We start from the raw sequence: 16,844 nt of genomic DNA on the forward strand, positions 1-16,844 counted from the left end.
TAGTCTCTTTGATGTATAGCTCCATTTTACTATGTCTATAATTTTATTTTTATCCTGGAAATATTAGTCTATTTTATGATTTTTTCTTAAATATCTTTTTTTCTTTATCTGTTAACCTCTCCAGGTGGTGTTCATTCTTATTGCTTCTTATTGAGAATAGGTTTTGATGACATTTTTGGTGATTTACTGTTTCTCAAATGCTTTTTTCACTGTATATGTCTGTTTTTACGCTAACTTTGATTTTTCATCTCCGTAATTTCCCTCTGGGACAGTTTGGGGTGCGGAATGTGGGATATAAGACACAAGCATCATATATAACTGTAAAATTAGACACTATTATTGCCCTGTTATTTTTTAAATATTAACCTTGGTACTCATAACAAATTTACTTGACAAGTAAAGTTTCTACTAAGTAAATTTTGACCATAGCTTAAAGTTTTGATAACACTGAAGATAAAACTAAGTCAGGGAGCGATTTAGCAACTAATTGACTTAGTTTTACTTGATTTTTAAATGTATTCCAATTTCCAAAGTTTCCTTGTTAGCAGTGCATCTGGCTAATTATGACTATTCATAGCCCATATCTAGTTCTTGAGCTTGAGCAGTAAGCTCATCAAGAGCTTCCATCCGTAAAGCATCAATTTGGTTTTTGTAATTGAGTAGATCCAGATAACGCACCCGTCTCCGTGTTCCTACCTTACGGAATGGGATCTCTCCTCCTTCCAATAGTCCTACCAAATAGGGACGAGAAACATTTAAAATATCAGCAGCTTCTTGTGTTGTGAGTTCTGCGTGTACAGGTATGAAAGTAACAGCATGACCTTTAGCCATTTGTCCCAGTATGTCAACAAGCATCTGAAAAGCCAGTGATGGGATCTTAACCGTTTGACTTACACCGTCATCTAGCTCAACTTTAATACTATGAAAGGCATCCTTATTCCCTATATAAGCAGCCAAAGTTTGACTACTTTTTTTTGCTAAAGTAGCATCTTCTTCCGTAGGTACTCCAATCCTGCTAGTTTGATATGTACTGAGTGTCATAGATATCAGCCTCGTCTAATATCGAATTGCACTCCATTTATCTATTCCTTATGAAAAATATGGATTGCAATTACCATTCACTACATACTAACTCTGATTCAAAATAAACGCAACCAACGAAATGAGCGAAATGAGCGAAATAAAAGTCCGGTTATTTTTTCCTGACTCCTGACTCCTAACTCCATAATTTTGCATATCCTTTACTGGGTGAGAGATAGATATTTATAAATCAAGTGCAGTTGTCGGTCAAAAACTCTAAATTCCAGTAAACACTTATGAAACGCATTAAATCTAGCATTTGCCTCACTACTTTTATCACCACCTTTATTTTATCCAGTGTGGATATATTTCCTATCCCACCTCAAGCAATTGCACAAACTCAAGAAAATGGTGATTTATTTTACCTATATAAAGGACAACGTATACTATTAAATCAAAGACAGGATGCGATCGCTGTTTCTTTTAAACAACTCGGTAGAACCCGTAGTCTGTCCGCTCCTCCTTTATACCTGCAACTGCAACAAGATTTACAAAGTGGGATTCGTAGCACTACACCACCCCAGGTAACACCTTTAGGTGAAAATTACGCTCTGGTAAATTTGCCTAAAGACATCCAAAATGCTGAAGCTATTTTACAGCAACGCATTCAACAACAGCCTTATGTACAAACTACTTTACCAGTTCTGACCCGCAACGAACATCAAGAAATCATTGTTGTACCTAACGAAATTATCCTCAGCTTTCAATCGCAACTTTCCCAAAGTCAGAGACAAGCAATTTTACAACAAAACAATCTGGAAATTGTCCGTCCCCTACGTTTTAACCGCGATCGCTATCTCGTAAAATCCACAAGTGCCTCTGGTACAAAAATTCTCAGTGTATCTAATCAACTTAATAGCGTTAAAGGAGTAACATCTGCTACGCCTAATTTTATCCAATCTTTGACGAACCACAATCTAGAAACTGCTACCAAACAAATCACAAATATGCAGAAAACTGGAGATTGGTTACAGACAACAAAACCAGAAAATACCAATCGAACCAACCCATCTCAAAACAGTTCTCAATCTAGAAGTATTGCTGCAAGAAGTACACCAAAAAGTAATTTATTAGGATTAGCTTGGCATTTAGATAGTAGACCTTTACAACAATGTTTACAAGAAAAAATATCAAGTTGGAAGTCCCTACAAACTTGTTTACAAAAACCCATAAATGTCCGTAAAAAATCAGCCGTAACTCGTACAGATGTCCGGGTGACAGATGCTTGGAAACGCAGTAACGGGGGACGTGGTGTAGTTGTGGCAGTTTTAGATAGTTTGATTCAGTGGGATCATCCTGATTTGATCAATAATATTTACACCGTCAAAGCTGCTGATAAATGTCCCGGAGAAGTTCACGGTTGGGATTTTTCCTCTAACAGTAACAGTTTAGATCCTTGTGAAAACGGTGATGGTGATACTCGAATTAGTCCCACAGAATTAGCCATTTTAGGGTCTATATTTCAGGATACATTTCAACTATCTGATGCTAAATTAGTGCAGCAATATTCTAGAGAAGCACTGCAAATAAAACGTCAAAAACCTGATTATTCATTAGAACAAATTGCTACCGTTCTGCGTTATGTTTTTCGCAATCAAGTCGGTGGAGAATTTCATGGTACTTATGTCAGTGGTGCGATCGCTGCCAAACCCCAAAATGGCGAAGGAGTATTAGGAGTAGCACCCAACGCGCAGATTTTACCAATCCGGTTATTTGGGTTAAATGGTAGTTATAGTCCTGCTGCTTACATTGAAGCTATTGGTTATGCAGCAGACAGGGGTGCAGATATCATTAATCTCAGCTTAGGTAGTAGCTTACCAAGTCCAGGAGAAGAAGAGGCGATCGCAGATGTTCTCAAAGCGAACCCGAAATTAGTCATTGTCGCTGCTGCTGGTAATGAAAACAGGAACAGAGTCACATTTCCTGCTGCTTATCCAGGGGTTATATCCGTTGGTGCAACCAATATTAAAGGTAATCGTGCATCCTACAGTAATTATGGTCGAGGATTAGATTTAGTTGCACCAGGAGGGGACTTAAATACACCGGGATTATTAGGTGGCATTCCCACCACAGGAGGAACGTCTTTAAATGCCTTTTGGCAAGGTGTACCTGATCCTAGCAGTCGTTGGTCTGCTGTAGTTGATGGCAAAGGTAAATATTGGTGGGTAGAAGGAACATCTTTTGCTTCACCAACTGTAGCGGGAGTTGTGGCTTTAATGAAGGGGGAAAATAAAGCAATCAGTAGAGAAAGATTGGTGAGTATTTTGGAATCTACAGCTAGTTATCAAGGACTGACTATTTCTCCACAAGATGCCGAACTTTATCGTTTACAACGCAGTGAGGGAGAAATTTCCGCATCTGTGAAAGAACAGCAATATTTCTTTGGTAAAGGACTTGTAAATGCTGATGCAGCAGTGCAAGCTGTTAAGAGGAGAAGGTGATTGGTGATTGGTGATTGGTGATTGGTGATTGGTGATGGGTGATGGGTGATGGGTGATGGGTGATGGGTGATGGGTGATGGGTGATTGGTGATTGGTGATTGGTGATGGGTGATGGGTGATTGGTGATTGGTGATTGGTGATGGGTGATTTTTTCCTATTACTTATTACTTTTTTTCAAGGTAGTTCAAAAATAAAATCTACTCTATCTCAGTTAAAAGGGATTTTTATGAAACTTAATCTGGTCGCATTTATGATATTACTGGGAGTACAAATTCTCCTAATCAAAGGAATTTCAATCATATCTCCCACTGAGAAAAAATCTGAAAATCAAGCAACTTCTCAAACAACTTCCATAGGAACAGAAAAAAAACCTGAACCTCCAGCACCTAAAGTAGAACATAAACCCTTACTAACTACTCTTACAGGTCATGCGTTAACAGTAACTTCTGCGGCAATAACGGCAGATCATAATACTCTAATTAGTGGTAGTAAAGATAATACTATCAAACTTTGGAATCCAGAAAGTGGTGAATTAAAACGCACACTTACTGGTCATACAGGAGTTGTAAATTATCTCAATGTTACCCCTGATGGAAAGTATATCGTGAGTGCTGACTCTTACAATGTCAGAATTTGGAATCTGCTATCTGGTGCATTAATACGTCAATTCAATAACTCAGAAAAAATTGGTTTTATTAAAACAACTCAAGATGGAAAAACTTTAGTAATTGATGGTGGCACTCAAATCATTAAAAGCACCAAAACTACCGATAGCAATGGCTATAAATATTCTTCTGAAGTAGAAATCAAAAAATATCTCATTAGGGTTCTCAATTTAAACACAGGTGTACTAAGAAATAATCTTGTCCATAACCAACCACTGACTCATGTGGCAATAAGCTCTAGTGGTAACATTTTAGTAAGTGGGGATAAAACCGGAAACTTAAATATCTGGAACTTACAAAATGGGAGATTAGAAAAAACACTAACAGGACATAATAGCGCCATAAATTCTATTGCTATCAGTCCCGATGAAAAGACTATTGTTAGCACTGAGGAAGATGGACAAATTAAAATTTGGGATTTGAGTTCTGGCAAACTCAAAAGTACCTTTACTGGACATGATAGATCATATAAAGATCGTGTTATTGTCCTCATAACTAATAATACTCTTATTAGTTGGCTTCAAATATATTATAATGATGGAGGTGATGTCAAAATTTGGGATTTACAAACTGGTAACTTCAAATATACTCTGAATGGCACTAATTTCAATTTTCTTAAAGTTAGTGCAGATGCTAAACATCTGATTACTTATCGTGAAAATGGTATCAACAAATGGGAATTAGCTACAGGTGAGTTGAAAAATAATGTGAAAATAGCAGGAGATATCCTTGCTATTAGTCCTGATAATAAGATTGTAGTAACTTCTGAAGGGGTGAATAATATTAATCTTTGGAAAATGCCCTTTATAAATGGTACAAATCAGTAGATACAAATTCAACAATAGCCACAAAAATACATTTCACAAAACCAGCATAGATATTATGAACAGCAAACCAGATTTCTCAGAACAAGGTTATAAAGTTATCAACCAATTAGGACATAACCAACAAGGAGGAAGAATTACTTGGTTAGCCTTATCTATTGCCACAAATCAACAAGTAGTTATCAAGCAATATTCTTTTGCTCAAATAGATTCCAATTGGTCAGGATTTAAAGCTCACCAGCGAGAAATAGACATACTCAAAGGACTCAATCACCCCAAGATTCCTAAATATTTGGGAGCTTTCCCTACAGTCAATGGCTTTTGCTTAGTTCAGGAATATATTCCTGCTGATTCTTTAGCTGTTTCTCGCAGTTTTGAACCAGAAAACATCAAACAAATTGCCATTCAATTATTAGAGATTTTGGCATATCTACAAAGTCTTATTCCTGTTATCATTCATCGGGATATTAAACCCGAAAATATTTTAGTGGACACAGAATTAAATGTTTACCTAATTGATTTTGGTTTTGCTCGTATTGGCAGTCAAGAAGTATCAAATAGTAGTGTTTTTGTGGGTACACCTGGTTTTATTGCCCCAGAACAGTTATTAAAGCCTACAACAGCTACAGATTTGTATGCCTTGGGAATAACATTAATTTGCTTACTCACAGGAACTAAATCAACAGAAATTGAAAATTTAATAGATGAAGATGACCCCTCGCAAATTCGATTTCGACATTTATTACCTAATGTTAGTCTGCGATTTTTGGACTGGTTGGAAATGATGGTACAACCCCGACTCAAAGAGCGTTTTACAGATGCAAAACAAGCCCTTAATGCTTTGATACCTCTTGATGTTACCCGCAGTCCACAAGTTGAGATTAGCCAGCAGATTCAGGATTTTGTCGCCACACGCTTAGGTGAAAAAATTCGCCAATCTATTACTATTAAAAATGTGATGCCAGACACTTTATTAAAAGGTCGTTGGGAAGTTGCTCCCCATCCCCATGACCCATCCCATACACGAAAATATCACCCTTGGATTAGCATCACACCAACTAAATTTCATGGTAATTATACAAGGTGTGAGATTCAAGTTGATACCAGCCTTTTGATGGCGGACAAATTGTATAAACGCCAGTTATTTTTACATACAAATGCCTACCCTGCAACTCATGTTGTAAATGTAAAAGTCCAGACATCTCCTATGCCAATTGAAAGAAGAGAATCAAAATCTTCTGCGAGTTTAATTTGGGCGTTTTTAACTGGAGAGATAGCTACATTTACAGTTTTAGCAGTTATACCTTGGATTATTGCACTTTTAGCAGATAATAAAATCGTTTTCTGGAATATGCCTACTATTAAAGACAGTATGGAAGGTGCTGCGATCTTTGGCACAGTAGGCGCAATATTGGGTGCCGTAGGAAGTGTTTTAATTTATGCAATTCGTCTAATTTACGACTCTTTTAAAGAAAACGAACAAATGTCATTATATAACTATTGGAACAATACGTACGAAACTATAGTTGTTGGAATGATAATTGTTGGTGCATTGGGAGTTATTATTGGCAGTATTGTGGGAACAATTTTTGATTCATCTAGACCTAGTGATTTAGTGGGTATTATCTTTAATGTGATACTTGGAATTTTAATGGGAGGCTTTTATGTTTGTTTCCTGGGAGGAATTGCTGGCGGAATAATTGGGTTTGTAACCAGTTTTTTGATGTGGATTATTTTGAGTATTGTCAATGATTTTTTATCATTACTCGCAGCAGTATTAGGAGTTAGTGTAGGTCTTGGTTTTGTCTGGGGCTTTTTCAATGTATCTACTATCTTGGCATTAGGAATTACAGGCATACCATTTTTGTATATGCTGCTTTATGCACCTATTCAGCATCAAAAATTAATTACTAAATACCGTCATTCTGAGAAAAATCTGATCAAGCCGTAGTTAATGAATAAACTGTACAAGCAGTGAAAAAAGGACGTTAAAAAATTGGTGATTGGTAATTGGTGATTGATTATTAGCGGGCAAGACTTGTACTGAGCGCAGTCACAGTATGCCCGCACCACAAATAATATTTGGATATTTTTTTATTTGGAAGTTCCTAATTAACCGGATATCATCCACAAGTATGGATTAAACGTATTAAGATATACTTAATGACATCTATTATCAAATTATAGTAGCTGTATTTATTTTTACAGGCTTAACCAAAATCTCCCCAGTCAGAAATCTGACAATGATTTGATTTTGCATATCCTCCAGTAAATGAGAGATATATGTTTTCAAGGTATCGGCTCCATTCTCTTTACTCTCTCAGGAATTGGGATAAAATCCATGTTTCATCGCCAAATTCGTTTAATTGCATTGATCACATTTATTCTGACGGTTTTACAACCTGCGGTTAATTTGCCTGTGTTATTCCAGGTATCACAGGTATTAGCACAAACACCAGCAGCGCGGAGAGCAGAAGCAGATAGACTATTACAGCAAGGTATTGAACAGTATCAAACAAGTCAATTTACAGCAGCATTACAGTCTTGGCAACAAGCATTGATCATTTATCGGCAAATCAAAGACCGTTTAGGTGAGGGTCAATCTCTAGGTAATCTGGGAGTTGCTTACTATGCACTAGGAGATTACACCAAAGCCATTGAATACCACACCTCTAGTTTAGCCATTGCCCGTGAAATCAAAGACCGTAAAGGTGAGGGTGCTTTTCTAGGTAATCTAGGAAATGCTTACTACTCTCTAGGAGAATACAGCAAAGCCATTGAATACCACACCTCCCGTTTAGCTATTGCCCGTGAAATCAAAGACCGTTTAGGTGAGGGTCAATCTCTAGGTAATCTGGGAAATGCTTACCATGCACTGGGAGATTACACCAAAGCCATTGAATACCACACCTCCAGTTTAGCTATTGCCCGTGAAATCAAAGACCGTTTAGGTGAGGGTCAATCTCTAGGTAATCTGGGAAATGCTTACAATGCACTGGGAGATTACACCAAAGCCATTGAATACCACACCTCCCGTTTAGCCATTGCCCGTGAAATCAAAGACCGTAGGGGTGAGGGTCAATCTCTAAATAATCTGGGACTTGCTTACTATGCACTGGGAGAATACAGCAAAGCCATTGAATACCACACCTCCAGTTTAGCCATTGCCCGTGAAATCAAAGACCGTTTAGGTGAGGGTCAATCTCTAGGTAATCTGGGAATTGCTTACTATGCACTGGGAGAATACACCAAAGCGATTGAATACCTCTCCTCCCGTTTAGCCATTGCCCGTGAAATTAAAGACCGTTTAGGTGAGGGTCAATCTCTAGGTAATCTGGGAGTTGCTTACAATGCACTGGGAGATTACACCAAAGCCATTGAATACCTCTCCTCTAGTTTAGCCATTGCCCGTGAAATCAAAGACCGTAATGGTGAGGGTGCTGCTTTAGGTAATCTGGGAATTGCTTACTATGCACTGGGAGATTACACCAAAGCCATTGAATACCATACCTCCAGTTTAGCCATTGCCAGTGAAATCAAAGACATTGCAGGGGAAGGAAGAAGTTTAAATAATCTAGGTGCAACTTTCTATAAATCTGGCAACCTCCCACAAGCAGAAACAACTCTCTTTACTACCATTGAAGTATGGGAATCTATCAGAGGAAAATTAGGTGACAATGATAGCTACAAAGTCTCTATTTTTGAAGAACAAGCTCGCACTTACCGCGCATTACAACAAGTCCTCATTACTCAAAATAAAACTCATGAAGCTTTAGAAATTTCTGAAAGAGGACGTGCTAGGGCTTTTGTGGAGTTATTGACTTCACGCTTATCTAACACAAATACCAGTCAAACCTCACAACCTACTGTTGATAAACCCACTATTTCCTTATTACAAAAAATCGCCAAACAACAAAATGCTACACTGGTTCAATATTCCATTATTCCTGATGATTTGAAAATTGATGGTAAACAACAAACCAAAGAATCAGAACTTTATATCTGGGTGATTAAACCCACAGGTGAAATTACTTTTCGTAAATCTGATTTAAAACCCCTGTGGCAAAAAGAAAATACCACTCTAGCAAAACTCGTTGATAATAGTCGTGAATCTATTGGTGTGAAAAGGAGAGGGGGTATTGTAGCTAGTCTAGATCCTAATGCTGCCCCAGTCAAAGGAAGATTTCAAAGACTCCATGAATTACTAATTACACCTATTGCGGATCTTTTACCCAAAAAGGAAACTGAAAGAGTTGTTTTCATTCCTCAAAGTCAATTATTCCTTGTTCCTTTCCCCGCACTGCAAGATGAAAAAGGTAAATATTTAATTGAAAAACATACTATTCTGACTGCACCATCTATTCAGGTTTTAGATTTAACCCACAAGCGAAAAAACGCCCTTAAAAAATCAGGAGTTGGTAGGGAAATATTAGTAGTTGGTAATCCTACTATGCCAAAAAATCCTATCACCAATGAACAAGAATCACCTCTCCCTGGTGCAGAAATAGAAGCGGTAAAAATTGCCGAATTGTTGAAAACTCAAGCAATTACAGGTAATAAAGCTACTAAAACAGCTATTGTCCAAAAAATGCCCAAAGCCAGAATTATTCATTTTGCCACTCATGGCTTTATTGATGATTTTAAAGGATTTGGTGTACCAGGTGCGATCGCTTTTGCTCCCAGTGGTGAAGATAATGGTTTTTTAACATCAGGGGAAATTCTGGATTTAAAACTTAATGCTGAACTGATAGTTCTTAGTGCTTGTGATACAGGACAAGGAGATATTACTGGTGATGGTGTGGTTGGTTTATCCCGTTCTTTAATTAGTGCTGGTATTCCCAGTATTGTAGTTTCTTTATGGTCAGTTGGTGATGATTCTACATCGTTTTTGATGACGGAGTTTTATAAAAATATGGCACAAAAACTTGATAAAGGTACGGCATTAAGACAAGCGATGTTAACAACAATGAAACATAAAAATTATCAAAGTCCTTATCATTGGGCTGCTTTTACTTTAATTGGTGAGGTTGAATAAATGGTGATGGGTGATTGGTGATTGGTGATTGGTGATTGGTGATTGGGGATGGGTGATGGGTGATAGGGTGAAATTATCCTTAATCTCCTGACTCTTGTACGGGTTTAGCACTGATCATAAGTGTCAACTTAACGTAAAACCCATAGCCCGACTGGGAATGAATTCCCAGTCTAATAGCAAAAGTCATCTAAAGATGACTAATAAGCTGATAAACCTTTAATTTGCATAATTATTACAGGCAGGATGCCTGTCAATACTGTTCGGTTAAGGATTTTTGTAGGTTGGGTTAAGCGATAGCGCAACCCAACAAACCCTCAGATAATGTTGGGTTTCGTTCCATTGCTATGGCTTCTGCGTCGCCACGCAAGCTATCGCAACGCTAACGCGAACAACCCAACCTACAGAATTTTATTTTTTGGGCTTAACCGAAAAGTATTGGGATGCCTGTTCCACAAGAGTTTTAGTTGTCAGGAATATGCAAGTTAAATGTCCAACAGCTTAATTGTCTAAATCTTTAGTTTACTTTAGTAAACTTTGATTATTAGCCATGAAATTCATTTCATGGCGGGCTTGGAAGCTAAACAAATAAACCACTTTTAGCTTAAATTGACACCAATGATCACTGCTAAACCCGTACAGGAGTCAGGAGATTAAGGATAATTTCACCCAATCACCAATTACCCATCACCAATTACCCATCACCCATCACCCATCACCAATTACATACAATAAATAACGAGGAATAAATCATGTTAAATATCAAACGCCGTCATTTTCTACAACTAGCTGGTTCTACCTTAGCAACAGTTGGTATTAGCCAATTAGATATAATGCACCAGGGCGATCGCTATGCTCAAGTTCTCGCTCAAAATACACCCCGCAAACTAGCTTTACTGGTGGGAATTAATCAATATTCTGGGATAATTCCACCTTTAAAAGGTTGTGTAACTGATGTCAAATTACAACAAGAGTTATTAATTCACCGCTTTGGTTTTAACCCTCAAGATATCGTCACATTGACAGATCAACAAGCTACTCGTCAAGGTATCCTGACAGCTTTTGAAGAACATTTGATTAACCAAGCACAACCCGGAGATGTGGTAGTATTTCACTTTTCTGGACATGGTTCAAGAGTTATAGATCCAGATCGAGATCAACCAGATGGACTCAATAGCACTTTAGTTCCTATAGATAGCAAACTACCAGAAGCATATCGAATTACTGGTGGTGTGGTATCAGATATTATGGGACGCACTTTATTTTTACTTATGTCTGCCTTGAAAACAGAAAATGTGACTGTAGTATTAGATTCTTGTCATTCTGGTGGTGGGACAAGGGGAAATTTGCGGGTGCGATCGCGTTCTGGTGGTGAAGGGCTTAAACCTAGTTCAGTAGAACTTAATTATCAGAAACAATGGTTAGGACGTTTGAATCTATCACCAGAAAAGTTTATTGAACTTAGCAAAAAATCAGTAGCTAAGGGAGTTGTTATTGCTAGTGCCAAACGGGATCAATGGGCTGCTGATATGAATTTTAGTGACTTCCATGCAGGTGCTTTTACTTATGCTTTAACCCAGTATTTATGGCAACAAACCAATAATCAATCTATCAATAATGCGATCGTCAATGTTGGTCGAAGTACAGCAGCTTTGGCTTATCAGCAAGGAAACTATCAAAATCCACAAGTAGAATCGAATCTGACCCAAGAAAACACCAACACACCCATTTATTTTACACCCCAACAAGCAATCTCAGCCGAAGCTGTAATCACTAAGGTCGAAAACAACCAAGTACAATTATGGTTAGGTGGACTAGATTCACAAACTCTAGAAGCATTTAAAAAAGGCGCTATTTTTACGGCTTTAGATAGTCAAGGTAGTCAACGAGGATTAGTCAAACTAGAGTCACGACAAGGACTGATCGGCCAAGGTAAACTACTTCCCACAAAGCAAAATTTACAGCTACAACCAGGAACATTATTACAAGAACGTATCCGTAGCATTCCCAACAATCTAACTTTAAAAATTGGTATTGATCAATCTTTTGATAATAACACTACCCAGCAAGCAATCAAATTTCTGCAAGCAGTTAATCGTATTGAACCTAAGCGATTAGGCATTTCTGAAGTACAGTACATTTTTGGGCGTATGACTCAAGCCAAGTATGCAGAATTACAAGAATTACAAAAAAATAGAATCAAAAATCTTCCCCAAGTAGGTAGTTTAGGCTTATTTTTACCCAGCCAAGATGCGATTCTCCCTGCTTCTTTTGGTGAAACTACAGAAACTATCCAAGAAGCAATAACCAGATTAAAACCGAAATTTAAATCCCTGCTGGCAGCACGAATTATTAAGCAGGTTTTAGGGAATACAAATTCATCACGGCTAAATGTGACTGTTTCCATGAATATTGCTAATAGCCAAAAAATCATTGCTGAAACTTTTGCTATTCGTGGTGTTAAGAAAGTTCCCGTAGATTCAAACCCAACCGTACCAGTATCACCTGTCAAGTTTTCTGAGTTAGGGATACCTCAATTAACCGTAGGAACACAAATTGCTTTCCAAATAGAAAATAATGAATCTAGTCATCTCTACGTGAGTATTTTAGTGATTGATGCTGAAGGAACAATGACGATTATTTATCCTAATGATTGGTCAGCTTCAGAAACAGCAGCATTGATCAAGCCAAAACAAAAATTAGTAATTCCTCAAGCTGGTCGTGATGGCTTTAAACTTACCATTGGTGAACCCTTGGGCGTTGCCGAAGCACTTGTTATTGCTAGTACCACACCTTTACGAACTTCCCTAAGAGTATTACAAAAAATTGCTAAACGCAGGGGTCTAGAAAATCGTAGAAGTCCGATGAATGTTAATGATGATCTGTTAGAAGTGACAGATAATTTGCTCAATGATTTAGATGCAGGTACTCGTAACAGTGCTGACTGGGCGACAACCGAACTCCCAGATAATGTTCGTGGTATTGATACGAAAAAACTGGCAGCAATGGCGATCGCCTTTGAAGTTTTAAGGGGTTGAAAAAGGAAAAATCGCTCCCATCGAACTCTTGAAACTGTTCCCTGTCTCCACTACAAGACTTTTTCAGCAACCCCTAAGTAAGTCGGCATGAAAAAAACAAGTTATGTAACAAAATGTAAAATGCCTAAAAACCTCATCCCTCCCGCCTTACCACAACGATAAATTTCAACGCCTACCTACTTAACCAATTACCCATTATCAATTATCAATTATCAATTATCAATTATCATGTTCTTCCCGCTAAATTAGCAACCACCGCTGCTAATTCTCCAGCATTTACTGGTTTAGGAATATGTAATTGAAAACCTGCTAATAAAGCTTGGGTGCGGTCTTCTGATCTAGCATAAGCTGTTAATGCCACTGCGGGAATTTTTCCGCCTTCATTAATAGGAAGACTTCTGACTTTACGAATTAATGTATAGCCATCTTCTCCTGGCATTCCAATATCACTAATTAATATATCTGGATGGAATTGTGATAAAGCTGTCATTGCTTCTTGAGTAGAGGCAACAGCAGTCACTTGAGCGCCATATTGTCCTAAAATTGTAGTTAGTAAATTCCTTGTATCTGCTTCATCGTCCACTACCAAAACTCGCACATTTTCCAAGATTGATAATTGGTAATTCACAGATTCGCTATTTGTGAGAAATGGTTGTGATTTGGGTGTATCCTCTTCATTAATAACGGCTTTCATTGGTAAATTGACGATGAAAGTTGCACCTTTTTCTAGTCCTGGACTGGTAGCGAAAACTGTACCTCCGTGCATTTCTGCTAAATGCCGGACTATAGCTAATCCTAATCCTAACCCACCATGCGATCGCGTGGTTGAACTATCAGCTTGACAAAAACGCTCAAATACATAAGGTAAAAATTCGGGAGCAATTCCCGCACCAGTATCACTAACTTGAATTTGCACACGGGACTTAATGCGCTGTATTTTTACCTGGACTATTCCCTCCTTGGGTGTAAATTTTACAGCATTGGAAAGCAAATTCCAAACTATTTGTTGCAAGCGGTTAGCATCACCTATCACTACTCCCACTGCTGGATCAAATTCCGACTCAATGCAAATATGTTTAGCATCCGCAGCAGGACGCACTGTGTCTATTGCTGCTTCTACTACTGGCACAAGTTCCACTTGACGCATATTTAAACGCAGTTTACCACGAATAATCCGAGAAACATCTAATACATCTTCAATTAACTGAGCTAAAGACCGACTATTGCGATCAATTGTTTCCAATGCTTTAGCAGTGGTAGCTTCATCAAATTTACGCCTTCTGAGCAACTGTGTCCACCCTAACATGGCATTGAGGGGAGTGCGGAGTTCGTGGGATAGTGTGGCTAAAAATTCATCTTTGATGCGGTTAGCTGTTTCTGCTTCAGTCCTTGCTGCTTTTTCTCGTTTGAGCAATTGTTCCCTTTCTTGTTCTGCTTGCTTGCGTTCTGTAATGTCAATCATGAACCCATGCAACTGCTTTAGTCCATCCTTACCCCGCACCACATTCACAATGTCATATAACCAAACCACTCTGCCATCTGCGGCTAACATTCTATATTCAAATTCGTAATTTTCCTCGGTTTGTGAACTCATCAAGCAATAGTTAACTGCCCACTGTTTGTCATCAGGATAGATGTGTTCTTCCCAAAACTTATCACTGTAACAATCAGTTAATGGATAACCGAGTATTTCTTCTGTTTGCGGACCAATGTATGTAAAATTCCCAGTTTTAGGATCTGCTTCCCAAGGAATGACGCGCACTTTTTCTGTTAATTTGCGGAATTTTTCTTCGCTTTGTTTGAGAGCATTTTCAGCTTGCTTTTGTTCTGTAATATCTCTAATTAAAGCAACAAATCCTTCTACTTTTCCTTGATTATTGAATTGGGGAACGTAAGTCACGCTTGTATTATGTTCTGTACCATCTGGATGCAAGAGTTTATTTTCGTAGGTGACTTGCTTTCCAGATAATACTGTTTCTACATAGGAATAAATTTTTTCATAAACCGAATCTCCTAAAATTTCTTTTAGGTGTTTGCCATCCATTTGAGATGTAGGTATACCAAACCATTCTTCATATCTTTTATTATTAAAGCGATAACGCTGTTGAGCATCTACATAGGAAATCTGTACTGGTAAAGAATCAGTGATCAAGCGCAGTTGTTCTTCCTGTTTTCTCAGGGAATCTTCTGCTTTTTTGCGTTCACTCACATCAACAACAAAACCAATTACTTGATCTGAATTATCTTCTAATAAAGCTAAACCCAGTAAAACACTCACCCGACTGCCATCTTTGCGGATGTATTGTTTCTCAAAAGGTTGACAAACTCTTTGGTTTCTCAGTTCCAGTATTGAGCGATCGCTTTTTTCCAGATATTCTGGAGGTGTCATTTTTCGGCAGTTTATTCTTCCTGCTAGTAGTTCTTCTCGTGTATAACCCACCATGTTTAAAAAGGCATCATTCGCTTCTAAAATTCCGCCTTTTATATCACTTATAATTACTCCAATAATGTTGGCATCTTTCAACCTCCGAAATCTCGCTTCACTCGCTGCTAGGTGTTTAAAACTTATTTCTAACTTCTGTTTAGAAGTACGTAATTCTGAATTGAGCCAACTGATAAACATTGTCACCAGCGTAAACAATCCTAACTTAATTATACTGTCTGGATTCTCAACAGAAAATGAAAATTGGGGATCGATAAAAAAGTAACTCACAGTTATGACAGACAAAACAGTAGCTAATAATCCAGGCTTAATGCCACCATACCAGGTACTAACTGCTATAGCCGCAAAAAATATCAGAAAGATAGAGCGATCTAAAAATGGCTGCAACAGGAATGTTAGTACCAAGGCGATACCAACACATAAAATGGACACAGAATAGTTTGATAGAAGAGAAATTTTTCCTTTCAATTTAGCATCTCCTCTGGTGCTGCAAGCTACTTGCAGTCATGAAATTTGTGAGCGACAGGAATATAGCTCCAGACCTATTATGCAACAGGGCAATACAAAGCTTACATTTCTGGAATAGGAATCTACCTAAAGTAGTAAAAATCAATGCAAACAAACCTTTTCTAGTATAGTATACTTTCTCTGATTGAAATTATATTGTTAGCGGTGCTGATAGCAACAGAAATTATTGATTATTAAATTTTGCTCCCAGACGGATACGAAATGATTGATTTTGTTCTTCGTTAAACTTAGCTACAGCCTGTTGCATATCTAAAGCCATATTTGCTAGGGACATAGCATGATCACTGTGATGATTAGGTAATCTAGCAACTGTCATGTAAGCATCACCAATAGTTTTGATTTTCTCGACTCCATGCAGTTCGGCTAATTCATCAAATAAGCAGAATATTTAGTTAATAAATAAATGCTATTTTCTACATAAAAATATAAAGTATGCTTAAATTTATTCAGCAAGCCCTACATAGGGTTTGCTGAAAAAGTCTTTCCTTGAAGATTAAGGATTTCCAGGAGTCAGGAGTTCAAGGATATCAAGGAGTTTTTTGTATTTGGAAACGAGGTAAAAACCAACAAAGTGCAAGGTTTTCCTACTCATAGTTTCCAAAACCTTGCACCTATTTTCTTTGTGATCACCCTCAAACTCTTTATTCATCGTGGTTTTCAGTTTATTCAGCAAGCCCTACTTAAAGAAAAAATCGTTACTATCCAACTCTTGAAACTGTCACCGTGGCGTAGCAGACATGGTATTATGCACTTTTTGGGTTATGAGTAATTAAAGATAAATGAGTTGGGAGAA

Annotated in this window: 9 protein-coding genes; 6 read left to right on the forward strand and 3 right to left on the reverse strand. The window is 37.8% G+C overall.

What is annotated here, in order from left to right:
- Positions 1-567: 567 nt before the first annotated feature.
- Entirely contained in the window at positions 568-1,041 is a 474-nt protein-coding gene (locus IQ237_RS20115; protein ID WP_194058407.1) for a helix-turn-helix domain-containing protein, read from the reverse strand.
- A gap of 275 nt (positions 1,042-1,316) precedes the next feature.
- Here IQ237_RS20115 and IQ237_RS20120 point away from each other — a divergent pair, with 275 nt between their 5' ends.
- The 5 genes from IQ237_RS20120 (at position 1,317) to IQ237_RS20140 (ending at position 13,080) form a co-directional block, all read left to right on the forward strand.
- Positions 1,317-3,521 (forward strand): S8 family serine peptidase, encoded by a 2,205-nt coding sequence (locus IQ237_RS20120; RefSeq protein WP_194058409.1) that lies wholly within the window; start codon positions 1,317-1,319, stop codon positions 3,519-3,521.
- A gap of 226 nt (positions 3,522-3,747) precedes the next feature.
- Complete coding sequence (locus IQ237_RS20125; RefSeq protein ID WP_228020523.1) at positions 3,748-5,013, forward strand: WD40 repeat domain-containing protein; 1,266 nt, start codon at positions 3,748-3,750, stop codon at positions 5,011-5,013.
- 55 nt (positions 5,014-5,068) lie between these two features.
- Complete coding sequence (locus IQ237_RS20130; RefSeq protein WP_194058413.1) at positions 5,069-6,961, forward strand: serine/threonine-protein kinase; 1,893 nt, start codon at positions 5,069-5,071, stop codon at positions 6,959-6,961.
- A 390-nt stretch (positions 6,962-7,351) separates the two neighbouring features.
- A complete protein-coding gene (locus tag IQ237_RS20135) occupies positions 7,352-10,045 on the forward strand; it encodes a tetratricopeptide repeat protein (protein ID WP_194058415.1) in 2,694 nt (897 codons plus the stop codon).
- 749 nt (positions 10,046-10,794) lie between these two features.
- Positions 10,795-13,080, forward strand: coding sequence for a caspase family protein (locus IQ237_RS20140; RefSeq protein ID WP_194058417.1), 2,286 nt, complete (start codon positions 10,795-10,797; stop codon positions 13,078-13,080).
- A gap of 226 nt (positions 13,081-13,306) precedes the next feature.
- Here the strand turns inward: IQ237_RS20140 and IQ237_RS20145 are convergent, their stop codons facing one another.
- On the reverse strand, positions 13,307-15,991 hold the full coding sequence (locus IQ237_RS20145; RefSeq protein ID WP_194058419.1) for a PAS domain S-box protein: 2,685 nt from the start codon (positions 15,989-15,991) through the stop codon (positions 13,307-13,309).
- Between the two features lie 223 nt (positions 15,992-16,214).
- Positions 16,215-16,439, reverse strand: a complete 225-nt coding sequence (locus IQ237_RS20150) for an adenylate/guanylate cyclase domain-containing protein (protein WP_309225792.1) — start codon at positions 16,437-16,439, stop codon at positions 16,215-16,217.
- A 183-nt stretch (positions 16,440-16,622) separates the two neighbouring features.
- On the opposite strand from IQ237_RS20150, the gene IQ237_RS20155 reads away from it, so the two are divergent.
- The gene (locus tag IQ237_RS20155; RefSeq protein WP_194058421.1) at positions 16,623-16,820 is read left to right on the forward strand and encodes a hypothetical protein; all 198 of its coding nucleotides are present in this window, start codon (positions 16,623-16,625) and stop codon (positions 16,818-16,820) included.
- Positions 16,821-16,844: the final 24 nt, after the last annotated feature.

This window comes from Sphaerospermopsis sp. LEGE 08334, from assembly GCF_015207205.1.
In the GTDB taxonomy this organism is placed as follows: Bacteria; Cyanobacteriota; Cyanobacteriia; order Cyanobacteriales; family Nostocaceae; genus Sphaerospermopsis.

Bases quoted from the DNA above. Each gene is read 5' to 3' on its own strand.
- IQ237_RS20115 (WP_194058407.1), bottom strand. From the start codon at position 1,041: ATGACACTCAGTACATATCAAACTAGCAGGATTGGAGTACCTACGGAA.
- IQ237_RS20120 (WP_194058409.1), top strand. From the start codon at position 1,317: ATGAAACGCATTAAATCTAGCATTTGCCTCACTACTTTTATCACCACC.
- IQ237_RS20125 (WP_228020523.1), top strand. From the start codon at position 3,748: ATGAAACTTAATCTGGTCGCATTTATGATATTACTGGGAGTACAAATT.
- IQ237_RS20130 (WP_194058413.1), top strand. From the start codon at position 5,069: ATGAACAGCAAACCAGATTTCTCAGAACAAGGTTATAAAGTTATCAAC.
- IQ237_RS20135 (WP_194058415.1), top strand. From the start codon at position 7,352: ATGTTTCATCGCCAAATTCGTTTAATTGCATTGATCACATTTATTCTG.
- IQ237_RS20140 (WP_194058417.1), top strand. From the start codon at position 10,795: ATGTTAAATATCAAACGCCGTCATTTTCTACAACTAGCTGGTTCTACC.